Raw genomic sequence first — 24,575 nt, forward strand, 5'->3', positions numbered from 1 at the left:
GCTTGGTATCTTGCCCGTTGGTGTGATTATGCTTATAACTAAAGTTACGAACTCATTCACAAAATAGATAATAAAAAAAGTAAAAAAATTAGTCATTAACCTTTTATGCAGTCTTATATGCAAGATTTAGCATCTACATATACATGATCCTCTATGTAAGATTGCAGAAAACTACATTGTAATTTAGCCAGAATTAGCGAAACGGGCGGTTAGAAACCGCTTCTACACGAAACTTTACCCACCTTCCCTACGGAACGCTACGCGAACGTGGGTTTCAAAACCTTGATTTGACCTTAGTCCGCGCAGGCGAACTTTGCCTGTATAGCAGCGTACTCCTACTGTGAAGCAAGCTACGCGTCAGCGTTCTGGAGGCTCTATTCCATTCGCCAAGGCAAAAGTAGACACCAATGCCCCTGCCCCAATCCTCAATTTTGTGCGATCGCTAACACTAAACCTTAATAAATTCTTATATTAATAAAAAGCTACTACCTCACTAACGAGTCTTGAACTTTTCCTGAATTTATGTTTGTCAATACCTTCATCAGACGTCCAGTCCTGACGACGGTCTGTACGTTCATTATTTTGCTGCTGGGGAGCATCTGTATTCCCATCCTGCCCATTTCTCAGCTACCGGATCTCGCCCCGGTGCAAATTACCGTTAGCTCTAACAATACTGGTGCAGATGCTCAAACAACAGAGAATACTGTTACTAACATCATTGAGCGACAAATTAATGGTGTTAAAGATGTATCTTATATCTCTTCTAATACGGGTAATGATGGTTCTAGCAATATAACTGTCTCCTTCCCAACTAATGTTAATAGCGATATTGCTCAAGTAAACGTTCAAAATAAACAAGCACTTGCTGAACCTCAATTGCCAGATACTATTCAACGGACAGGTGTCACCGTTGAAACGGCATCGAGCAGTCTCCTTCTTGTCTATGGGTTTTACTCAGACAATAATGAGTATGACAACATTTTTATCAGCAACTATGTCGATCTGTATATTTTGGATCAGATCAAACGGCTTCCGGGTGTAGGAAAAGCTACAATTTTTGGGGAGCGCAAATATGCCATGCGTCTTTGGCTCGATCCCAACAAGCTTGCCCAACATCAACTAACTCCTCAAGATGTGACAGCCGCCCTGCAAGAACAAAATATTCAGGTGGGTGCAGGGGCAATTGGTAAGGAACCAGCACCAGATAATCAAAGTTTTGAATTTGCTTTACGGGCAACCAGTCGATTTAAAGATGCGGCTGAATTTGAAGATATGGTGTTGAAGGTGAGTCAAGGTGGTACTAACAGTACCACTAATGGCACCACTAATGGCACTACTAATAGCACCACTAATAGGACTATTAATAGCACCTTAGTTAAGGTCAGAGATATCGGTCGAGTTGAACTAGGAGCAGAAAGCTATCTCGCTGATGCCAAATTCACTATCCCAGGAAATGCTCCTAAGCCAGCCGTGGGTTTGGGGATATATCAACTTCCGGGTAGTAATGCCTTAGACGTTGCCCATGCTGTTGAAGAACAGATCGTAAAACTAGAGAAGAGTTTTCCACCTGGACTAAAAGCACAGTTGGCATTTGATACCACTCCGTTTGTAGAAATTTCTTTAGAAGAAGTTCTACACACTCTGGTTGAAGCGATTATCCTGGTAGTCTTGGTAATTTTCGTCTTTTTGCAAGACTGGCGTACCACGATCATTCCCACTGTGGCGATCCCCGTTTCCTTAATTGGGACATGCGCGGCTCTGTTGGTTTTGGGATTTCAGATTAATACACTAACCTTATTTGGTTTCGTTCTGGCGATCGGTATCGTTGTGGATGATGCCATTATTGTGGTCGAGGCAGTTGCAGTCAAACTAGAGCAGGGCATGAGACCCTTTGAGGCAGCCGTCGAAGCCATGAAGGAGTTAACCGGGGCAATTATTGCCACTTCCCTTGTACTCATGGCGGTATTCATTCCAGTTGCATTCATTCCCGGTACTACTGGGATTGTGTACAAACAATTTGCCTTAACCGTTGCTTGCTCCATTGGCATCTCGACCTTCAACGCCTTAACCTTCTCTCCGAGTATGGCAGCTATCCTCATGCGCCCTGCTCAGACTCCACGGGGGCCTTTAGGTTGGTTCTTTACGCAGTTTAATCGGGGATTTGCTTGGTTCACACGGCGATATGTCAGGTTTGTTAGCTACCTCACCCATATCAAGCCGATTGTAATTGGGGTTTTTATTACTGGTTTACTAGCAACGGTTTTAATGTACAGAGCAGTGCCTACCGGATTTATTCCAGAAGAAGATCAGGGTTACTTCTTTGTAATTGTCCAGGGGCCGGACGGGGTTTCTTTGAAATACACTGAATCTGTTATGGATCGGGTTGTCAAAGAAGTAACATCGGTTCCCGAAGTGAGAGCTAGTTTTATGATCAGTGGTTTTGGTTTCGATGGTAATGCTTCTAATTTAGGTATTGCCTTTGCTAACCTGAAACCCTGGAAAGAGAGACCTAAGGAATCTGAGTCTGTCTATGGAATACTTCAAAGGGTGAACAAAAAGCTCTCTACAATTACAGATGCTAGAGCGATCGCTGTGAATGCTCCTCCGGTTAGAGGGTTAAGTAGTACAGGTGGTTTTGAGTTTATCATTCAAGACCGAACTGGAAGTGCGCCGATTCAAACCTTGGTTGATACTGCTCAAAAGTTCATTGCGGCGGCAAATAAAAAGCCTGTTTTACAACGAGTCTTCACTCAGTTCACCGCAGACACTCCCCAATTTGACATTCAGGTAAACCGCAACCAAGCCAAAGCTCTCAACGTCGAACTCAACGACATCTTTGGGACATTGCAAAGTTACTTGGGGTCGCAATATGTGAATGACTTTGTGCAGGGACAGCGACAGTATCGAGTATATGTCCAAGCAGATGGAGCCTTCCGCTCTAATCCAGATGATATTGGCAAGCTGTATGTTCGCTCTGCAAGTGGGGCGATGATTCCATTGAGCAATCTGGTGAAAGTTACTCCCTTTGTGGGGCCAAAAACCATCTCTCATTACAACTTGTACAGATCGATCAAAGTCCAAGGCGCTCCTGCTCCCGGTGCTAGTTCTGGGGAGGCAATTAAAGCGATGGAGCAATTAGCAGCAGAAATGTTGCCTCAAGGATTTGGTTACGAGTGGACAGGGACTTATCTTCAGGAGAAGACATCTGGAGGAGCTACAGGCTTGATTTTTGCCTTAGCGATCGTGATTGTCTTTCTGGTGCTATCTGCTCAGTATGAAAGCTACGTTGACCCAATTATTATTTTGCTGACGGTTCCTTTGGCAGTCTTGGGAGCAATGACGGCGATATGGCTACGTTCCAATATTTTCATGGCAACTAGCCTTTTCCCGAAAGTGGTGGATGATATCTATTGCCAGGTGGGTCTGGTGACTTTGATTGGTCTAGCCGCCAAGAACGCGATTTTGGTTGTGGAATTTGCCAATCAGCTGCATGAGCAGGGCATGAGCTACACACGGGCGGCAGTGAAAGCAGGGCAAGAACGTCTGCGCCCTATCTTAATGACTTCCTTTGCTGCGCTGTTAGGATTTTTGCCCTTGGTGATCTCTCAAGGGGCTGGAGCCAGCAGCCGTTGGTCTTTAGGAACAGCGCTCTTTGGGGGACTGATGCTTTCAACATTCTTGAGTTTGTTCTTAGTACCAATTCTCTATATTTTGGTTAAGAGCTTGGCTCAGGCTGTATTTTCTCGTAAGCGAAGGGGAGGCTCAAACCCTCCAGATTCTCCCAATGGGACTTCGGTATCGGAACATAGAGTTTTGCCTGCTGGCTCAAGTCAGCCAGAGACACAACTTAGGTCTCAGCAGGATGGGATAACCTGATTTTTGCCCTTAACTCTCTCTCGAAAAGTGGTTAGTTTTGAGGGTTTGTAGTAAGCACTAAAGTCTTTACTACGAACCCTGTTTACCTAGCAAACTATTGACACCAATAGAGGATTTTTGTAGGTAAAAGGCTTAATATCCCTAACATTCTTCAATTTTGATACCATTTTCTGTAATTTCCTGCTTGCTAAAAAAATTAGTCGAATAGAATTAAGTACGTAGATAAGGAAGAGTGAAATGGGACTTAGCGACGGACTTTTGAATCCGACCAAAAAGGCTATGGTCATAGAGGACTGTTGCAACATGATCGAAGGACAGTTGGCATCGAAGTCAGGTATGAGCGGCATCGCTTTGAAAACTGCCTTCGCTGCTCTCAAGGGCGTTAAGCCAGGGTACATCCCCTATGTCGTTGAGCAGATTTTACCGCAATGCTTCACGGCGCTTGATCCCATCTGGAGTGAAGGTGTCAAGAAAGGCGACCCAATTGAATACTTGAGTGCGAATCGCTCTGATACAGCAGACGCGCTGTTGGGTGTTACTGATGCGAGAGTCAAGAACGCAAAGCGCCAAATCGTGCGAGGAACCTATGAAAAACTTCGTGGTTCAGCCAAAAAGCACGTAGAAGAAGCAGTGCCAGATTTAGCAAAAATCATCAGTAATTATACTAAAATTTGAGCTAGAAGGGAAGAATCACAATAAACGTATGCCGCCGTTCGATGCGTCGTTGGCTGGCATACGGGGCAGATTTACATACTAAAAACGTGTGTATATTTCTAAGAAAATCAAGTGATGTTAATCCATTGATGCATATATATTTGACTTTAGAGGGAGCGATCGCACTTCGCAAAGCCCACCTTAAAGGTGTTGAATTAGCTGTTGGAGAAACAGATTTGCTCAAGCGGACTTTTCCGGTAGAGTGTCCCTACAAATTGATAGAGATTGTGGACTATAATTTCTATCCCGGTGAACCAAGCAAGTTACTAGATGAATCAGAGCAGTAATTTGAAATTAAAGTAAATCTTCTTCAGATAACTGGGCTATTTTCATTAAGGCTTTCAAGGTTCCAACTTTCAAATCTTGATTGCGGTGAACAGGAATTGACAGGATTTTTTCTACTTCGGGGTTTTCATAAATATGATGACTGCCAGTAATTCTTTGCAAAACCCAACCTTTTTGTTCCACAATCTTACAAAGTTGCTTGCCAGAAATCGATTTCATACAGCAATTTCGACGACTTGATCTGTTGACTCAATTGCATTACGACTATTGGCAACTTCAAGCCAACCTTCAATAGCATCCTTTAAATTAGCGATTACCTCTTCTCTGGTGTCTCCTTCTGTAATACAACCGGGAAGCGCGGGAACCTCTGCCCAATAGCCGCCTTCTTCTGCTGGATGAATGATTGCTCTAATTTTCATAAACTTGTTGAGCTAGTTTGTGAGAATACACTAATAAACATAGCTGTTTGCTCTTAAGTCTGGCTAATAAAATTAATTTGGTCAAATCAGAAAAATCCTTATCCAATGTTCTTATCTTTGACCTTGAACTAAATCATTAAATTGAAAAGACGAGCCGCTTTTCTTTATTATCTTTATATTTGAGAGAGAGTCATGAGTAGGATCAATGCGTGTTATCTTTTTGGGTATTTTGATGTTCTTGATGCTGACGAAACGACATTCATAATCCTTGAGAAAATTTTGCTCCTTCCAAAATGATTGACCAATTTCCCGACAGTAGGCAACAAAACACTGCGCTCCTTTAAGTTGTTCAATAATTTCTGTGTGCGATCCTCCTTTCCCTGCCTTCATCTCAATACAGAGGATGACTTTTTTCTTACCAGTATCAGTAACTATGACAAAATCTGCACGTTTACATTCACCACGGTTTCCTTTAAAAACTGTATCCGGCGACTTAAATTTATCTGCATTGATGATTATGACCTCATCATCATCAGGCATACCATAAATAGTTACATCGTAATTGGCGGGTGGAGGCTCTGTGAGTGTTACCTTATTTTTGCCATAGCGATCATTTTCCAATGCTACTGTAGCGGTTTCTTTGATCATTTCTTTGAGGATAGCAATATCAGACATTACTCCTCACCCCAGACAATTGCTTCCTGAATCCGGTTCATCGTTTCGATGGTTGTATCAAAGCTGCGGGCTTCAATACCCAGTTCTGGGTCTATATTGGCTGGTATCAGAGTCTGGCATCTACTTCTTCTCTTTTTACCCTCTAATATTATCGATACAACTTGGGCGATATAGACTTTGATTTTTTCAGAAGAGATCAGTTCCTCTTGCCGATAACCTTCTTCTTCAGCAATTTGCTTGAGATGAGGTTTATCGTGATTTAGCATGATCAGCGTATTTAGTTCTTTGATGATGTAATCACTTTGGGTAGTGATAAAAACCTTAATGCCGAGGTTCACCAGTTGGGCAAATAGCCGTGCGATGCGGCGCTGGTTTTCGGGGTGTAGGTTCATCTCAGGTTCATCCACTATCAGTAAATCACCAACCTGGGCTTCGTGTCTCAGATAAAAGCCGATATGTAGTAGAGAACGCACGGCGCTAGAACTTTCATCGATAGAAAGCTTGATCCGTTGACCTTTTGGCTCATAATAAAGTTCATCATTACGGGTGACTGTATATTTACCACCAATGATGTCGGCGAAATCAGCCAGCACATCGGGATAGTTCTCAGCTATGAAACTGCTTTTTTGGAAAATTGTCTCCAGTTCCCGCGTAAAATCCACATTTTTTTCTACTGGGAGCGGATAATCCTGGTATACCTTAAATAAAAGCTCTCTTGGATTGATGTTTTTATCAGCCTGACCCATTTCTTCAAGCAAGCGATTACGGGCAAAATTCAACTCTTTGCGAAAAATGGCAGCACCAGTTCGTTCTGCACTAGCGATAAAAGGGTTAGGAAGAAACTGATCAAAAATAATATCTTTTAGTGCGTCGGCAATGATGCGCTTAAGGATGTCGCGGGGAATTTTTACCTTTTCTTTCTCAACAAGCAGAGTTACAATTAATTCTTTGCTTCCTTCGCTTTTGGTAATAGAGAAAAGTGATGCCTCGCCAGAGCCAATTTCCCGATTAAATCTGGCTGCTAAACTAATATTTTGGATGTCTAGACTTACTTGAAAATCTGTTGTTTTAAATCGTTCTGCCGGTGCTGCAAAAATCTTTGGTAATTCTTGGGTATATGCCTGACAACCTTCATTCACAATCTGGTCGGACTTTTTAATATAGTCTTGTATATCAAGACGAATTACGCCGTTCGCAAGGAGCTGCTTAATCTTATCGGCGTTGATTTGGATCGTAAACATTCGTCGCCAAGTAGACAAAAAGCCAAACAACGCATAAGTAGCGTAGGTCTTGCCCGTATTATTGTAGCCACAAATTATTGTCAGGTCGCCAAGTGTGAATTCGGCTTGCTTTAAAGCACCAAGATTTTTGACTTTAATTTTCATTGCCGTATTCTTTTAGCAATTATCCCCTATCTTTGAGTGATAACACTTTAACATTAACCTTTAAATCATATCCCTAGTGGGATTTAGAGGTCTAAACTATTTATCAGACGGCAACACCGATCAAACAATAGCCGCCTCTGGAATCGCACCCTGCATTCTCCCAAAAGCATCAATTAAATTCTGCAATTGTTGATCTGCTTTAAAAACTCCTAACCCGCGTACTGTAACTTTACCAAGCGAATAGACAAACCTGGCCTTGAGATTGTCTGGTAAATTCGCCGCCAATAAATTCCAAGCTGGTTCCTCCATCGGCGTTTCTAAAACGACGTGCTGCTTGTTTTCTGGTTTAATCCGGCTAAATCCGAGTTTTTTCGCTAGCTGTTTGAGTTCCATGACTCGCAAAAGTTGATTTGCTGACACTGGTAAAGTACCATAGCGATCGCTCCACTCGGCTGCAATCTGATTTAATTCTGATTTAGATTTAGCTGTGGCCACCGCCCGATATGCACTCATTTTTTGATCCAAATCGGTGATATAGTCTGCTGGGATAAATGCCGTCAGGTTAAGGTCAATCTGGGTATCCTCCACTTTCGGAATTTCTTGTCCTCGGATTTCCCGAATTGCTTCTTCTAGCATTTCCATGTATAAATCAAAACCTATGGCATCCATTTGACCAGATTGTTCTGCACCTAGCAAGTTACCCACGCCTCTGATTTCCATGTCACGCATCGCTAGCTGATACCCAGAACCTAACTGAGTAAATTCCTGAATTGCTCGTAATCGTTGCCGTGCTGCGTCAGATAATGCCCGTTGCTTCGGATAAAATAACCAAGCATGAGCTTGGATACCTGCACGTCCCACACGACCGCGTAATTGATATAGTTGTGCCAATCCAAAGCGATGAGCATCTTCAATCAAAATCGTGTTGACTCGTGGAATATCTAAGCCAGATTCAATAATTGTTGTACAAACAAGGATGTCTGCATCGCCATTGCTGAAAGTGAGCATGGTTGATTCTAACTCGCTTTCATCCATTTGACCGTGAGCGATCGCAATTCTAGCTCCTGGTAAAACTTCTCGTAAATTGGCTGTTGTCTCTTCAATTCCATCCACTCGTGGAACTACATAAAATACCTGCCCGCCTCTGTCTAATTCTTGACGAATCGCAGTGCGGATACTTTCGGAATTAATCGGTGACAGATGGGTTTTAATTGGTCGTCTGGTTGGGGGTGGCGTGGTAATCAAACTCATTTCCCGAATTCCTGACAAGGACATATACAAAGTTCGGGGAATGGGTGTGGCAGAGAGGGTAAGCACATCCACTTGAGTTTTTAGGCTTTTAATTTTCTCTTTCTGGTTTACCCCAAATCGCTGTTCTTCATCCACCACCAACAGTCCTAAATCTTTGAATGACACACCTTTACCTAAAAGTTGGTGTGTACCAACTACTACATCTAATTCACCCGTTGCCAATCGTTTTTGAATCTCGCGGCGTTCTTCAGCAGACCGAAAGCGGTTGAGCAAACCAACATTTACGGGGTACGGTGCAAAACGTTCTTTGAGTGTATGGTAATGCTGCTGTGTTAAAATTGTCGTTGGCGCAAGGAGTGCCACTTGTTTACCGGCGGTGACTGCTTTAAAAACAGCACGAATCGCCACTTCCGTCTTTCCGAAACCGACATCGCCACAAACTAAGCGATCCATTGGGCGATCGCTTTCCATGTCGCGTTTTACATCTTGTACAGCTTTGAGTTGATCCGTTGTGGGTTGGTAGGGGAAAGAATCTTCCAATTCCTCCTGCCAAGGCATATCACTTGGAAAGCTAAAACCTTGTTGTTGCGATCGCGCTGCATACAGTTTCAACAAGTCCACCGCCAATTTTTTAATCGCTTTGCGGACTTTATTCTTGGTATTTTCCCAAGCTTTACCAGTCATCCTGTTCAGTTCCGGTGCTTTATCACCCCCGGCGCGGAACCTCGATAAAGCGCCTACTTGGTCGGCTGCGACTCTGAGTAACCCGTCAGCATACTGCACCACCAAATAATCACGGGTTTCATTATTAATCGTCAAACTTTCCAGCTTGACAAATTTGCCAACACCATGATTTCTGTGAACTACATAATCACCTGGACGTAGTTTATTGGGATCAACTTGCTTAGAAGTAGCTTTGTGGCGCTTGCGGATATAGCCAGGAGTCGCCAAAGAATGCTGCCCAAAAAATTCCCGATCTGTAACGACTACCAATCGATATGTAGGTAGGATAAAACCTTCTAGTTCGGCAAGACCAGAATATTTTAAAGCTATGGGAGTATGGTTGATTTGCAGCTTATCTATCGCTTGGTAGTCGCGGGGATTGGGGATAAACTGAGCTGGACAATCATGTTCTTGCAACAGCGAGACAGAACGGGAAGGTTGAGCAGAAAGCAACCAGATCGAGAAATTGCGATCGCGTTCTTGGCGGATGGTTTCAGCTAGTTTAGCAAACTGGTGCGGCGTGGCTGGAACAGGACGGCAGGCAAGATTGATCCCACTATTTTCCTCTGACAATTCCGACAAATATAATGTCTTAAATTTGGCAACATCAAGCAGACAGTCATCAAACGAACGGTGGATTTTCGGCAATCTTAGAGGGGTAGATTCTTCCCCATGCGCCATTCCCCATTGTTCTTCGGCATTTTCTACCCAGCGATCGCTATGAGCATGACACTGTTCAGGCTCATCAATGGCAATCAGGGTATTTTCTGATAAGTAGTTTAGCAGAGATGCTGGTTGCTCGAACGCTAACCCTAAAAAGCGACGACTACCTTCAATCAGTGATGAGTGCCCAGTTCCGAGTGCTGAGTCAGAATTTAACTCAGCACTCAGCACTTGGAACTGGGCACTATTCTTCAGTGCAGCCATCACCACAGGAGTAAAGCTAGTAGGGGTAAGAATTATCTGGTCAACTTTGTCGAGGGCAGAACGTTGGGTTGCTGGGTCAAATTCTCGTATTTGCTCGATTTCATCACCAAACCATTCCAGGCGAACTGGAAACTCAGATGAAACCGGGTACACATCAACAATATCGCCCCGTCGGCTCCACTGTCCTTCTGTTTCCACCAGAGGTACTCGTTCGTACCCCAAAATAGTTATTTTCTCACTGAAGCTATTCAGGTCTAATTCCATCCCTTTTTTCAGGGTAAGACAGAATTGTTGAAATGCTTCTGGCGGAGGTAAATGAGGTTGCAGCGCCCCTTGAGTAGCCACAATCGCTAAAGGTCGCTTCACTCCAGTACTGGGGATTGGAAATTGGGGATTGGGAACAGACAAGGGAGTAACTTTTTCAATAATTCCCTCTTGTCCTCCTTGTCCTCCTTGTCCCCAGCGATGCACTGAGTCTGTCGTTCGCGGAGCGTCTCGAAGAGAAGTGTCCCCAGCGATGCACTGAGTCTGTCGAAGTGTCCCCAGCGATGCACTGAGCTTGTCCAAATGTCCCCTATCCCCTGTTACCAAATCTGCCAATACCTGCATTTGCCCCCAACTCATTTCAGTTTCCGGGTCAAAAGGTTCGTAAGGAGAAGCCTCGGAGGTGGGGTAAAAATGTACTGTTTGCCATCCCATTGCCTCCAATTGTGCGTAAACGCGTCCAGCTTCTTCTAGGGTGGCACAAACCACGAATAAATCCTTGCTCTGAGCTTGTGCTAATGCCGAAGCCACTAGAGCCTTGGGCAGCCGGGGAATACCATTCAACCGCAATTCTTGTTGCCGATTCAGTTTAGAAATAAATTCAGTAGTGAGCGACGATCGGCCTAAGGCACGCACAATAGAAGAAAATGACATAAGTACTACTAGCGATGGGAGTCGTTGTGGGTCAGCAAATTTTGAGGCAGTTTATGTCAACCATTTTAAAAGTGTTAACAGCTTTCTTATCCCTTCGATGGAAGAATAATGCACAGCGACTAATAAACTTAAGAACTATAACTATTACTTTGTGTATAGTCAAAGCATTTATCGAAGCACCTTTAATACTAGATACTAGGGATTGAGCTACGTTCGCTCTGATAAACCGCAATTTTAAACATGTCCTCCATAACTTTTGAAATTTTAATCATTTTGGTGCTAATTATTGCCAATGGCGTCTTTTCTATGTCTGAGATGGCGATCGTCTCGGCACGGAAAGTTAGGCTACAGCAGCTTGCCAATCAAGGAGATATCAAGGCAAAGGCAGCATTGAAACTAGCTGAATCTCCAAATCATTTCCTGTCAACCGTTCAAGTGGGTATTTCCTTGATCGGTATCCTGACTGGTGCTTTCGGAGGAGCAACAATTGCTGCTCGACTGGCAATCTATGTGCGACTTGTCCCCTTATTAGCACCTTATAGTGAACCGATATCCTTTGGAATAGTGGTTTTGCTCATTACCTATTTCTCACTCATTGTTGGCGAATTGGTACCGAAGCGTCTGGCGTTAAATAACCCAGAAAGGATTGCCTCGATTGTAGCTATTCCGATGCAAGCCTTGGCGGCGATCGCTTCTCCTGTAGTCTTTCTCTTAAGTGCTTCTACAGATTTGATCCTGCGAGTGCTGGGAATTACAGCTTCTACCGAGCCGCAAGTCACCGAAGAAGAAATTAAAATCTTAATTGAGCAAGGGACTGAAGCGGGAACCTTTGAGGAAGCTGAACAGGATATGGTAGAGCGAGTCTTTCGTTTAGGCGATCGCCCTGTCAGCTACTTAATGACACCCCGTCCTGATATTGTTTGGCTAGATTTAGACGACTCTGCCGAAGAAAATCGCCAAAAAATGGTTGATAGCGCCTATTCTCGGTATCCAGTTTGTCAGGGGGGACTTGACAATGTGCTAGGTGTTATCCCTGTCACCGATTTATTAGCCAGAAGTTTTCGAGGGGAACCACTAGATTTGACGATCGGATTGCGACAGCCCGTATTTGTGCCCGAAAGCACTCGTGGCTTGAAAGTTTTGGAATTGTTCAAGCAAACCATTACTCACATGGCGCTAGTAGTGGATGAATACGGTGTGATTCAAGGATTAGTAACTCTCAACGACATTATGAGTGAAATCGTGGGTGATGTTCCTTCAACCGATGGACAAGATCAACCACAAGCTGTGCAACGCGAAGACGGTTCCTGGCTTTTGGATGGAATGCTGCCTGTAGAGGAGTTTTTGGAACTTTTTGGGATGGAAGAGTGGGAATCTGAGGAACGCGGCAGTTATCAAACATTAGGCGGTTTTGTGATTACCCATTTAGGTCGTATTCCTGCCGCAGCAGATCATTTTGAATGGCAAAGTATGCGAATTGAAGTGATGGATATGGATGGTAATCGCGTTGATAAGGTGCTAGTCGTACCAAAGTTAATTAAATCAGCAGAAACGAAAAAATCTGACTAGCAAAAGAGGAATTATTGAAAAAGTCACTTTCTTTATCTCTTCCCAATCCCCTTAAGTGCGAGATAGACGTTTGACTGCTTCACCCGCTAACAACTGATGAGCTTGTTCCAGAAGTTGGGGGATTTTATCGGCGTAGGGATTACGTCTGAGACATTGCCGCAAGTCTAGTTCTTCTAGCCGATCGGCTTTGTTGCCGGGGAACCAGTGGCCACCATTGCCAAGCAGGTTGTAGCGCATTTTAGCGTAGTCTACTAAATCGTAGGCGATCGCCAAATTCCGTAGCCACAAAATCACCCGAATATTTACCTCACCAGGAGTTTCCTCAAAGGTTGGTAGATTTGTTTCCCAAGATTTTATCCAATCTTCTCCCAAAGTAGCGATCGCTTCTGATTCCAACCTTGCTAAAATTGGCGGTAAAATTTCTGATGCCCGATCTATTAATTCTAAAGTCTTCAGGTGTTCATCAAAATCTTCTGGTTTTGCTGCTCCCAAACTTAGAGTATGTACTTCTCGATGGCTCAAACAAAACAAATCATTAAACACCATTGGACTCAACGGGGCGCAAAGATTTACTAATTTTTCTGGGGGTTCATACAATAAACCTCCTTTATTAGATGGACTAATAATAAATACCCCCATATCGTGGCGTTTAGCTGCTTCAATTGCCGCCCAATTCCATTGATTAATGTAGTACCAGTGCAGGTTCACGTAATCAAATTGATTGGTACTAATTGTCTGCACAATCATCTCTGTTGAGCCGTGTGTAGAAAAGCCAATAAATCTAACTTTTCCCTCTGCTCGCAACTGCTGCGCTACTTCTAAACAGCCGCCAGGACGGATGCTATCATTTAACGACTCAGGATGATTAATACCGTGCAACCCTAAAAGGTCAACATAATCTAGTTGGAGATTTTTTAATGATTGTTCAAATGTCTCTCGAAATTCTTTTGCATCTGCCTTTGGGCTGATTTTAGTTTGAACAATTAACTTTTCACGGGGAAACTTGGGCAATATTCTCCCCAATTGCATTTCAGAAGTGCCATAACCACGGGCAGTTTCAATATGATTAATCCCAACTTCGACTGCCCTTCTAATAGTCGCTTCTAGATTCGCCTGGTTATCAGCAGGAATTTCATGATTGGGAACATCCTCCCATTTGAACTGATATCTCATGCCACCGCAGGAAAACACTGGCATCTGTAATTCTGTGCGTCCAAATCTTCTATATAGCATCAGTGGATTGTGGATTGCTTACCAACTTAAAATTTGAAAACGATAGTCATGCGAGCTTTCAGTGCCACAATTATTACCTCTGTTCAATCTGTGACACTAGCAATATTCATCGGATTATTAAATCGGTCAGGTATTTTGGTTATTGGATTCTTACCAATATTCCAGTTCCACAGAATAATTATCTCATCCTAGTTACCACTAGCAAGCATTTTTATCGAACAGAATTCAGGAGTCAGGAGTCAGGAGTCAGTTGGGTATTTTGACCGAAAGGCGGATAGCGTAGCATAAAGCCAACTCTTAGAGAGGCTGATCGCTTCTCTACAAGACGCTACGCGAACGCTGAGAGCAAGTCCGCGTTAGCGAGTATTTTCGAGTCGCGTCAAGATTGCTGACTCCTGAATTCTTCTTCAATTTATTTTTTTAGAGATTGAGACTGGGCCTGAGTTAAGCAATTTCTCAATTTTTCGGCTAACACCTGTACATGGGGTTCATGAAGTATGTCAAGGTGAGAGCCAGGAACGTAATGGATATCTAATCCTCCAACTATTACATCGCCCCAGCCAAATTGAGGATCGTATTGTGTACCTATAGCTTCGTCGCGATTTTCATCCTCTGTCCGCAAAAGAATAGCTCGACCAAGGTAAGGTGAAAAGATATATTCACTGATGGCTTGAACATTAGCATCTATAATCTTTGAATGCTTGTCAGTTTCAGTTAAATGCAGTACGTCTTCCAAGTAACGATTATATCTATTTTTGAGATGGTGCTTACGCCAATAGCTCCATCTCACAGCCTTTTGCCAAAGGTAGGTAGGCCCTTGTTGAATAATATTATTTAAATGCAAAAAAATTCGTTTGATAAATGACGCCTGCCAGCTATAACCTGGACGACAACTGTCAAGTATAACTAGAATGCCTACTTGTTCGCCTTGCTCTTGGAGTTGCCGAGCCATCTCAAAGGCAACTGCACCCCCAAAAGAGTAACCTCCGAGAAAATAAGGCCCCTTGGGTTGAAGGGTCTGGATTTCTTGAATGTAGTGCGCTGCCATATCTTCAATGCGAGTGTACAGAGGGTGTTTTCCGTCAAGCCCCCGTGGTTGTAATCCGTAAAATGGTTGTTCTGTCCCTAGATACAACGCCAATTCTCGGAAACACAATATTTCTCCACCCAGTCCGTGAATACAGAAAAAAGGTGGCTTGGAACCGTTGGGTTGAATTTCTACTAAGGATGACCAGCGAGATTTTGATTGCTCTAAAGCCAAGTTTGTTGTTAAATCTTCTTGGCAGATTATTTTGGCTAGAGCCTCTACACTACCCGACTGGAAGAGAATAGCAAGAGGCAGATTTTTACTAAATTTCTTCTCAATTTGCCAAAATAGTTTTACCGCTAGGATGGAGTGTCCTCCTAGCTCAAAGAAGTTATCTGTGACGCCAATGGGCTGGACACCTAAAATTTGTTCCCAAATCTGTGTTAACTGGCGTTCCACTTGATTGCGGGGAGCAACAAAGGTATCTGGCTCTTGCCTCGATAAGTCTGGTGCAGGTAATGCACGGCGGTCTACCTTGCCGTTGGGGGTTAAGGGTATGGTGTCCAGCAAGACAAAAGCCGAAGGTAACATATACTGTGGCAATTTTGTCGAGAGGAAGCGCCGGATATCAGTAATCGCGATCGCGGAGTCTTGATTTGGTATAATGTAAGCCACCAAACGTTGATCGCCGCGAATATCTTCACGGGCAATGACTACAGTCTGGAGTACATCTGGGTGTTGGGCTAATACCGTTTCAATTTCCCCTGGCTCAATGCGTATTCCCCGGATCTTGACTTGATGATCAAGGCGTCCGAGAATTTCTAGAGAGCCATCTGAACGATAGCATCCGCGATCGCCTGTATAATAAAGCCAATCATGGCGATCGTTCCGAAAAGGGTTCTTGACAAACCGAGAAGGGTTTTCTTGCTGGGCATTGATATAACCTAAACTGCGGAATGGAGTTCGGATCACAATTTCACCTGGTTCTCCAATACCACACGGTTGCTGATTTGGTGTGAAAACCAGTGCTTGAGTTTGAGGCAGGGGTAATCCAACTGGTTGTACACCAAGGCTACACTCAACAGGTACGCGGTAATAACACTTTGCTAAAGTTGTCTCTGTCGGCCCGTAGAGATTAACTATTTCACCAGATTCGGGAAAAGCATCCCGCCACCGCACTACAAGTGTTTCCTTTAGAGGTTCTCCAGCCAAGAACAACCAGCGTAAGTTACGTAAAGAAACTCCTGATGGCACATTCGCTAACCATAATTGCGCCAGTGAAGGAACTGTATGAAGTACAGAAATTTGCTCATTTTCCAAATAATGCAGAATTCTAGTCGGTTCTAAGTTATCCTCTTCTTCGGGCAAACATAGAGTTGCACCACTCGTTAAAGGTAAGAAAATATCTCTAAGAACGACATCAAAAGAAAGACCAGTTAATTGGGCAATGCGGTCTTGCTGATTAATTTCAAAGGTCTGTCGCTGCCAGTTTAGAAAATGTGCCAAGCCTTTGTGACACCCCAACACCCCTTTCGGCACACCAGTAGTACCGGAAGTAAAGAAAATATAAGCTGCATCATTAGGAGCGATTTCAGGCAGGTTTACTGCTTCAATGCTCTTGTTGTATGAATTTATGGCTTCTCCTGTATCTGGGTTTACACAGATGATAGTTAAAGACTCCGATATTTTTTCGTCTTTTGGGTGTTGACCATCAATATATAATATGTATTTAGCTTTAGCTTCCTGTAACATCAGGCGCTGGCGTTGGCTAGGAAGTTTTGGATCAAGAGTGAGTAACACACCGCCACTCAAGAGTACGCCAAGCACACTGGCAATTAGCCCAAAGCTGCGTGTACCATATACGGCTACGACATCTCCCCGCTCTACTCCGTGAGATAACAAAACCTGTGCTAAAGTTTGAGCGATTTTGCCCAATTCCTCATAATTCCAAGTGCGAATTCCTTGACAAAGTGATGAATGCTCTGGGGTACGATTTACCCAAGAGGTAAACATTGTTGTCGTCAATTCATACTGTGGTTCTGGCAAAATTGCCCTTGGTTCTGGCAGCAAAAGTTGTGCTTTTGGTGTCACCAGAGAATATAAACTAATCTGCTTCTCTGGAGCAGCAACAATTTGATTCAGCAGATGATGAAATTGATTAAGCATTTCCATCATCCGCTCTGAAGTAAACAGATCGGTGTTGTAGACTAAATCAAGTTGGATTCCTTGATTTTGTTCTGTAACATACAGGGTTAAGTCGAACTTAGAAGCTGTTTCTATGATCGAAACTGGTTCTATAGCCACTCCAGGTAGTTCCAGTTGGATGTCCCTTAAGTTGAGCATATTAAACCACACTTGAAATAGTGGGTTACGACTAGTATCCCGCTCTGGTTGCAGTTCTTCTACCAGTTTCTCGAAGGGCATATCTTGATGAGCATAAGCATCTAACGCCATCTGGCGAATTCGATTTAGCACTGAACAAAAACTGGGGTTATCCGCAAAATCAGTCCGTAAAACAACGGTATTAATAAAAAATCCGATCAACCCTTCAATTTCAGAACGGTTACGCCCAGCAATGGGAGAACCGATGAGAATATCTTCTTGCCCAGTATAGCGGTGCAGTATTGTCCCAAAGGCTGCCAGTAATGTCATGAATAGAGTGACACCCTCTTGATGCGAGAGTTCTGTGAGTGATGCACTCAAAGTCTGCGGTAGCATCAGAGATTGGGCTGCTCCTTGGTAAGTTTGCACTGGTGGCCGTGGTCGTTCGGTAGGCAATTCCAGTACAGTATTAGCACCTGCTAACTGGGTTTTCCAATAGTTAATTTGCCTGGAAAGTACCTCACCTGATAACCATTGGTGTTGCCACACAGCAAAATCTGCATACTGAATGGGTAATTTTGTTAAGGGGGAAGGCTTACTGCTCAAAAATGCTTCATAAAGCGCTATTAACTGCTGCCAGAGAATACCGATTGACCAACCATCTGAGGCGATATGGTGCATCATTAACAAGAGTATATGCTCCTGTTCGTCTACCTGGAGCAAAGTAGCTCGCAACATCAAGTCAGATTCTAAGTTGAAGGGGCGTTGCACCTCTTGATTTAAGAGAAATTTTACTTGCTCTTCTGTTATCTTGATGATTTTCAGTTCTACTGGTCGGGGTGTGCCAATTACTTGTATGGGGCTACCATCAGATGATGTAATAAAGTTGGTTCTTAATGCCTCATGATGGACAACGATCGCATCTAATGACTGTTGCAATACACCCACGTTTAACTTGCCCCTTAAGCGTTGTGCATTGGAGACGATATATGCTGGGTTATTGGGTTCCAACTGCTCCAAAAACCAGACTCGCTGCTGGGCAAAGGATAAAGGGGCTGATTCCCGGTTCGCTATTTGGGGAATAGTCTGATTTTGGGGATCATTTTCTGGAGTTTGGTTTTGAGCAATCGCTTGAGCTAAGGTAGCGATCGTGGGATTCTCAAATAATAGTTGCAATGGTATTTCTATTTGAAAAGCCTGACGAACCCTAGACATCACTTGAGTCGCCAGCAGTGAATGACCTCCCAATTCAAAAAAATTGTCGTGGATGCCAACTTGTTCCAGACGCAAAACTTTTGCCCAAATGCCAGCTAAGACTTCTTCTGTCGAATTCTGAGGTGGAACAAAGTTACTTGACAGCCTAATATCAGATGTATCTGGTGCAGGTAAGGCACGGCGATCTATTTTACCATTGGGATTTAATGGTAAAGTATCCAAAAATACAAAGAAACCAGGCACCGTGTATTCGGGCAACCGATTTTCCAAAAAGCGACGCAATTCAACCTGACTAGGAATTTGCTCTGAACTGGCAACAACAATATATGCAACGAGTCGCTTATCCCCAGGAACATCCTCTCTGGCTATGACTAAAGTCTGTTTCAGTGCCGGATGTTGAGCTAGTACGGCCTCAATTTCTCCTAATTCAATTCGGAAGCCGCGTATTTTCACTTGGTGGTCAATCCGGCCAAGGAACTCGATATTACCATCGCTCAAATAACGTCCCAAGTCCCCAGTTTTGTAAAGGCGTGCCCCAGGTTCAGAGCTAAAAGGGTCGAAAATGAACTTCTCTGTGGTCAATTCTGGATGGTTAAGATAGCCTCGCGCTAAACCAATACCACCAATGTGTAGTTCACCTGATTCACCAACAGGTACTGGTTGCAAATTTTCATCGAGGATGTGAATCTCTGCATTGGTAATGGGGCGACCAATGGGAGCGATGGCATAATTAGCGCCGCGCTGGCAAGTCCAGAAAGTGGTATCAATGGAAGCTTCTGTCGGGCCATAACAATTATGTAGAACATTATCCAAATTCAGTTGGGCAAAGAAGCGTTCTATAAGTTCACCAGGTAAAGCTTCACCACCGCAGATAATGTGTCTGAGGAATTGGCAATTCTCAATTCCCTTTTCTTCCAATAAGACACGCAGTATGGAAGGTACTAAAGCCAGGACGGTGATTTGCTGCTCAGTAATTACCTTCACAAGGTAGGCAGTGTCTTGATGTCCACCAGGGCGAGCCATAAATAATTGCCCCCCAAAGCATAATGGCCAGAATATCTGCCATACTGAGGGATCGAAGCTAAAAGAAATAGTTAGTAAAACTTTGTCTGCGTGAGTTAATCCAAAAGTTGTTTGTTTCCAATGGAGTTGATTGCAGATACCACGGTGAGGGATCATTACACCCTTGGGCTTTCCTGTAGAGCCAGATGTGTAGATGACGTAGATAAGGTTATCAGCCGTAGTTTCATTTAGAGGATTTTCTTGACTGTTTTGAATATTCCCTTGCCAATTTGAGTCCAGACAAACCACTTGTGCCTGATGCGGTGGTAAGTTCTTGACCAATTTTTCTTGGGTTAACAATACTGGTGTCTGAGTGTCTTCCAAAATGAAAGTTAAACGATCTGAGGGATATGCTGGATCTAAAGGTACATAAGCGCCTCCAGCTTTGAGAATGCCCAGTAGTCCTATAATCATCTCTAAGGAGCGCTCCAAGCATATACCTACAAGTACTTCCGGCCCAACGCCTAAAGCACGTAGGTGGTGCGCTAGTTGATTCGCGCGCTGATTTAACTGCTGATAAGTAAGTTGTGTATTTTCATATACTACTGCAATGGCTTGGGGCGATCGCTCTACTTGCATCTCAAACATTTGATGGATGCACAGATCCTGATGATAAACTAATTGTATATCATTCAGTTCCTGTAAAACTTGAGTGCTGATAACGTGAGTTAAGGTATCTAAAGGAATATTTTGGTTATATTCTGAAGTTTGACTATTTATCTGCATTTTCTATACATCAACTCTATCAGGAAATCTAAATCTTTGTTAATTTATTATTTATTGTAATATGTGATTATCCAAATTCTACCTGAGGGTATATATTAACGATTTCAGGTTCTAAGCTTCGAATAACATAGCTTTTGATAACTGGCAATATGCAATATAATAGATGGTTATATGCATCTTCAAGGGAAAGATAACTAATCTTGGAATCTCTAGTTAATCAATTTATAATCAGCATAATAATTTTATATAACTACTAAATTTCATCTAAATTATTAGCGAAATACTTAAAATAAAAGCAATGATTGATTTGCTGTTTCCCTTTTGTTTAAAAACTATTTTTGCTTGCTTAATCACAATAGAACAAATACATACAATAATGATGATGAAAAGACTCTATCCTTTTTTATAAAAATTTGCTGAGGGAAAAAATCATTATTACCGAATCTTCATTGTGTTTCTTTATATGTAAAAATAGTGTAAAGCCATCATTTATGATTTGCCAAAATAATTAAGTAGGTTAGTGTAAAAATTTGTCATTATAATCAGATAGGAGACACGGAGAAGTTCGAGCGACGGCTTTCAGCGTTGGCGCAACCCGCCACAGGCATCTAAACTTAGACCAATTTGCCTAAATCCTGCTGCTAGCAATTATTATCAGCCGCGCTATCATAAGCGAATAATCAAGAATATCCAAAAAAGGGCACAACGATTGGGTTTCAAGCTTATTCTCCAACCTCAAGCAAATGCGGTTTCTTAGGAGAGCTTTATGCGGACTCAGCAAAACCATCATAGGTGGGTTTTATCTCACTATATATAAAGCATACATAAAGCCAATAAAATCTTTTTCTCTCGCAACAAACACTCATTCAAGCTCTTTAGCCATAAATAAAGGCTTGCCACAGATCCAATATTGATTTTTTGGCGTTGCAGAATAGAAATATGAATGAGAGAGATCGCTATGAAATGTCCAAGATGTTCATCAGATCATATTCGCAAGAATGGACGACAGCGTGGTAAACAAAATTACATATGTGTAGACTGTAGACGCCAGTTCATCGAATCTTATGATCAGAAGGGGTACACAGAGGATATTAAAATTGAGTGCTTAGAAATGTACGTTAATGGATCTGGTTTGCGCGCCATAGGAAGAGTTAAAAAAGTACATCATACTACTGTCATAAATTGGGTGAAACAAGTGGGTAGTACTCTACCAGATACGCCTTATAGAAGTGAAATACCAGAAGTTACCGAAGTTGATGAACTTGAAACTTTTCTTGGCTCAAAAAAAACAAAATTTGGTTGTGGACAGTAGTAAATCATAGCGTTGCGGGAATTATAGCTTGGGTTTTGGGAGATAGAAGTTCAGAAACTTTTAAACATTTGTGGATAGCGAGCAAGTGTTGGCAATCTTACTTCTATGTAACAGATGGTTATCCTGTATATCCTTGCTTTATTAGCAATGAAGACCACATCGTTAGTAAGACATATATGACAAGAGTAGAAGGTGAAAATAGCCGTTTAAGACATTATCTGCAAGGGTTACATCGTCAAACTTTTTGTTACTCTAAAACCGAAGAAATGCTGAAATACTCAATTCGGTTAGTAATACATTATCTTAAGTATGGCTCTGTGGCGCTGCGGGCGCGTAGCGCCCGCAAGCTTGAAGCGATGTCTACGACGGGCTACGCCTACGCATGATTCATATTTTGATTCAGCAACGCCGATTTTTTTATGGTGATCCCACCGTACTTTAGCTCTCAGTTTTAATCGACAAGGTTAAAGCACTCTAAAATTTAATCTAGACATAAAAAAATCAGCTCAAAAAAATTGGCTCTCTTTCGGAAGGTAAAAATATCTACAATGCAGATATAACAAGGCTTACAGATACCAGACATTACTGATGTTACTTGAACTTATTTTCATTAATCTGCAATCTGCCACTAATTCTTTTAGGGATGCCCATCAACCTGACCGTAGTTAAATCACCACATGCAGTTATGTAAAGTTTTGTAACAAAAATCAAACTTTTGATGCATTTCGTTATAAATTGTGTGTAAGTTTTGTTAATCAGTAATTATGCGTAAAGAAACAAAGAAGCTTTTGAGCAAAACTGAATTAGTGTAAGTAAACATGCTAGAGTAAATTGCAAGCAGGTATCACATATCTCTCATAAAAGCCTAGCTTTGCAATATGATTTTAGTAATACAGTCCAATTATTTATTAATCACCTTAAAAATCTTAATACCATATTGTTTGCCTGACCTGGTTTATTGTTAATGTCAGTATTTTTATAAAACTATAAGTTAATTCACCAAAAGATCATTTATTCGGCATCAAAGCTCAAAATTTTCGGATTAAACTTGGTGTTAACCTGAATAAGAAGTTAAGCATTATGATAGCAATTACAATGAAAAGTAAATTTTAAATATGCTTTTCATCAAAAATTTAAAGTTACTCTGAAGAAAATGGTTAATAGTAGAGTATAAAGGACAGGTTTCTTCGAAAGAAAAATGTGAGATACCTCACTTGTATAGGTTTCCATCAAAATTTAACTACATCAATTATTACTAACTATGAGTAATCAAAGCATTGCAACAAATAAATTGAGTGAAGTGCCTTTAGACTTACGTGCATCTGCATCTGTCAGAGTACGTAAGGGTTCGTGGTGGTTAAGATTAACAACATTGTTTTTAGTAGATTACACTCTGTTATCCTTAGCTTGGGTTTTAGCTGGATATCAATTTTCTTATGATAATTTAACTTGGTATGTACAGAGTCACTATTTACCAATTTTAATAATTATTGGCATTCAAATAGGATCACTAGGTCTTGAAGGTATTTATCGAGAAGGTCAAAAACGCTACGACTATTTGAATATTATCAAATCGCTAACTTTTGCTCATGGATTAATCCTCCTTGTTTGTTGTTTGTATAAACCAGTTATTGATATTACACAACCAAGATTAATATTACTGTCTTGGTTGTTAAGTATAATATTTATTTGTAGTGGTAGATATACTGTAAATATTATTCTTGAATATCTACGAAAACAGAAAAAAATAGTTCGTTCTTCTGTATTTATCATTTGTGATCCTCAAGATCATGAGCAGATTTCTAGCTTTATAAGAAAAGAAAAACATTACATTGTATCTGGAACGGCAAATGCTAGTTCACTAGACAGATATAAGCGTCAGCAAACGTTGAATCACCTTAATGAATTAGGTGTAACTGAAGTTTTTATATCTTGGGATGCTCTAAAAAATAGAATGTTTTTATGCTGGTTGTTTCAAGCATCTGGCATCCAAGTACATATTTTACCGATGGAATTAAAACCAATTTATAGAAATGTAGAGTTTAATAAAATAGGAGGAATGCCTTGTTTGAGTTTGGATTGTCCAATACTTACAGGTAAGGACTTTTGGATAAAGCGTAGTTGTGATTTTTGTTTCGCGACTCTATTTGTAATGTTATCATTCCCTATTTATATAGCTATAGCTATAGCTATAAAACTGGACTCTTCCGGCACAGTATTTTACAAGCAAACTCGTATAGGTTTACATGGACAACAGTTTAAAGTCTGGAAGTTTAGAACTATGAGGTCTGATGCGGAAAAATTACAGAAAGAATTAGAGGCTTTAAATGAAACAAAAGATGGAATTATCTTTAAAATTAAAGATGATCCTCGTATTACCCGTGTTGGGAAGTTTCTCCGTCGTTACAGCTTAGACGAATTACCCCAACTTTTTAATGTTATCCTTGGAGAAATGAGTATAGTAGGACCTCGCCCTTTACCTACTAGAGATGTTGATAAGTTCTCTGAGCATCATTTTATTCGACATGAGGTATTACCTGGTATTACAGGTCTTTGGCAAGTCTCAGGTCGCTCGGATATTTTAGATTTTGAACAAGTTATTCATCTGGATCTTAGCTATATCGAGAATTGGTCGCTTCGATTAGACTTTGAAATTCTCTTGAAAACAGTTATGGTAGTCTTGAAAAAAGACGGGGCTTACTAAGGTTAATGTGAAACAAAGGAAGTATTTAGCTCAGAAAATGATGTTTTTGAGATCAATAAAACCAAGCTCTTCCATCACCTTGATCTAGAGGAACCCAATTAATTATTAGATATTGAACTGTAAAATAGCGAAAGCTATATTTATATTCATACATAGAACATAGATTTACCAAGGTCTAAAGCAACATCTTTTGTTCTAAATTTAAAAGTCGTAAAGTTCAAATATAGAGCCT

Annotated in this window: 14 protein-coding genes; 7 read left to right on the forward strand and 7 right to left on the reverse strand. The window is 41.8% G+C overall.

Annotation, left to right across the window (positions count from 1 at the left end):
* Window positions 1-340 precede the first annotated feature (340 nt).
* The 4 genes from RMX98_RS19655 to RMX98_RS19670 all read left to right on the forward strand — a co-directional run bounded on the left by RMX98_RS19655 (window position 341) and on the right by RMX98_RS19670 (window position 4,877).
* Window positions 341-475: a hypothetical protein gene (locus RMX98_RS19655; RefSeq protein WP_322678668.1), complete on the forward strand. Its 135-nt coding sequence runs from the start codon at window positions 341-343 to the stop codon at window positions 473-475.
* 47 nt (window positions 476-522) lie between these two features.
* Entirely contained in the window at window positions 523-3,876 is a 3,354-nt protein-coding gene (locus RMX98_RS19660) for an efflux RND transporter permease subunit (protein WP_322678667.1), read from the forward strand.
* A 237-nt stretch (window positions 3,877-4,113) separates the two neighbouring features.
* Window positions 4,114-4,551 carry a DUF6918 family protein gene (locus RMX98_RS19665; protein ID WP_322678666.1) on the forward strand — a complete coding sequence of 146 codons (438 nt, stop codon included), beginning with the start codon at window positions 4,114-4,116 and terminating at the stop codon, window positions 4,549-4,551.
* A gap of 41 nt (window positions 4,552-4,592) precedes the next feature.
* Window positions 4,593-4,877, forward strand: a complete 285-nt coding sequence (locus RMX98_RS19670; RefSeq protein ID WP_409881372.1) for a DUF29 family protein — start codon at window positions 4,593-4,595, stop codon at window positions 4,875-4,877.
* Window positions 4,878-4,884: 7 nt separating this feature from the next.
* Here RMX98_RS19670 and RMX98_RS19675 read toward each other — a convergent pair whose 3' ends face one another.
* The 5 genes from RMX98_RS19675 to mfd all read right to left on the reverse strand — a co-directional run bounded on the left by RMX98_RS19675 (window position 4,885) and on the right by mfd (window position 11,173).
* Window positions 4,885-5,094 (reverse strand): type II toxin-antitoxin system HicA family toxin, encoded by a 210-nt coding sequence (locus tag RMX98_RS19675; protein ID WP_104908348.1) that lies wholly within the window; start codon window positions 5,092-5,094, stop codon window positions 4,885-4,887.
* Window positions 5,091-5,294, reverse strand: a complete 204-nt coding sequence (locus tag RMX98_RS19680; RefSeq protein ID WP_322678664.1) for a type II toxin-antitoxin system HicB family antitoxin — start codon at window positions 5,292-5,294, stop codon at window positions 5,091-5,093. The genes RMX98_RS19675 and RMX98_RS19680 overlap by 4 nt, the downstream gene beginning before the upstream one ends.
* A 111-nt stretch (window positions 5,295-5,405) precedes the next feature.
* Window positions 5,406-5,969: a hypothetical protein gene (locus tag RMX98_RS19685; RefSeq protein WP_322678663.1), complete on the reverse strand. Its 564-nt coding sequence runs from the start codon at window positions 5,967-5,969 to the stop codon at window positions 5,406-5,408.
* The gene (locus tag RMX98_RS19690) at window positions 5,969-7,354 is read right to left on the reverse strand and encodes an AAA family ATPase (RefSeq protein WP_322678662.1); all 1,386 of its coding nucleotides are present in this window, start codon (window positions 7,352-7,354) and stop codon (window positions 5,969-5,971) included. Before RMX98_RS19690 ends, RMX98_RS19685 begins: the two co-directional genes overlap by 1 nt.
* Window positions 7,355-7,474: 120 nt before the next feature.
* Window positions 7,475-11,173, reverse strand: a complete 3,699-nt coding sequence (mfd, locus tag RMX98_RS19695; RefSeq protein WP_322678661.1) for a transcription-repair coupling factor — start codon at window positions 11,171-11,173, stop codon at window positions 7,475-7,477.
* Window positions 11,174-11,413: 240 nt separating this feature from the next.
* Here mfd and RMX98_RS19700 point away from each other — a divergent pair, with 240 nt between their 5' ends.
* Window positions 11,414-12,742 (forward strand): hemolysin family protein, encoded by a 1,329-nt coding sequence (locus RMX98_RS19700; protein WP_322678660.1) that lies wholly within the window; start codon window positions 11,414-11,416, stop codon window positions 12,740-12,742.
* A 51-nt stretch (window positions 12,743-12,793) separates the two neighbouring features.
* Here RMX98_RS19700 and RMX98_RS19705 read toward each other — a convergent pair whose 3' ends face one another.
* Together RMX98_RS19705 and RMX98_RS19710 are read right to left on the reverse strand one after the other, a co-directional pair.
* Window positions 12,794-13,975 carry an aldo/keto reductase gene (locus RMX98_RS19705; RefSeq protein WP_322678659.1) on the reverse strand — a complete coding sequence of 394 codons (1,182 nt, stop codon included), beginning with the start codon at window positions 13,973-13,975 and terminating at the stop codon, window positions 12,794-12,796.
* A gap of 412 nt (window positions 13,976-14,387) precedes the next feature.
* A complete protein-coding gene (locus tag RMX98_RS19710) occupies window positions 14,388-20,327 on the reverse strand; it encodes a non-ribosomal peptide synthetase (RefSeq protein ID WP_322678658.1) in 5,940 nt (1,979 codons plus the stop codon).
* A 958-nt stretch (window positions 20,328-21,285) separates the two neighbouring features.
* On the opposite strand from RMX98_RS19710, the gene RMX98_RS19715 reads away from it, so the two are divergent.
* A protein-coding gene (locus RMX98_RS19715; protein ID WP_409881374.1) for an IS1 family transposase occupies window positions 21,286-22,025 on the forward strand; the annotation gives its coding sequence in 2 pieces (ribosomal slippage) (window positions 21,286-21,622 and window positions 21,622-22,025; 741 coding nt in all).
* A gap of 875 nt (window positions 22,026-22,900) precedes the next feature.
* The gene (locus RMX98_RS19720; RefSeq protein WP_322678656.1) at window positions 22,901-24,343 is read left to right on the forward strand and encodes a sugar transferase; all 1,443 of its coding nucleotides are present in this window, start codon (window positions 22,901-22,903) and stop codon (window positions 24,341-24,343) included.
* Window positions 24,344-24,575: the final 232 nt, after the last annotated feature.

The organism is Nostoc sp. DedQUE02 (genome assembly GCF_034531035.1).
Lineage (GTDB): Bacteria > Cyanobacteriota > Cyanobacteriia > Cyanobacteriales > Nostocaceae > Nostoc.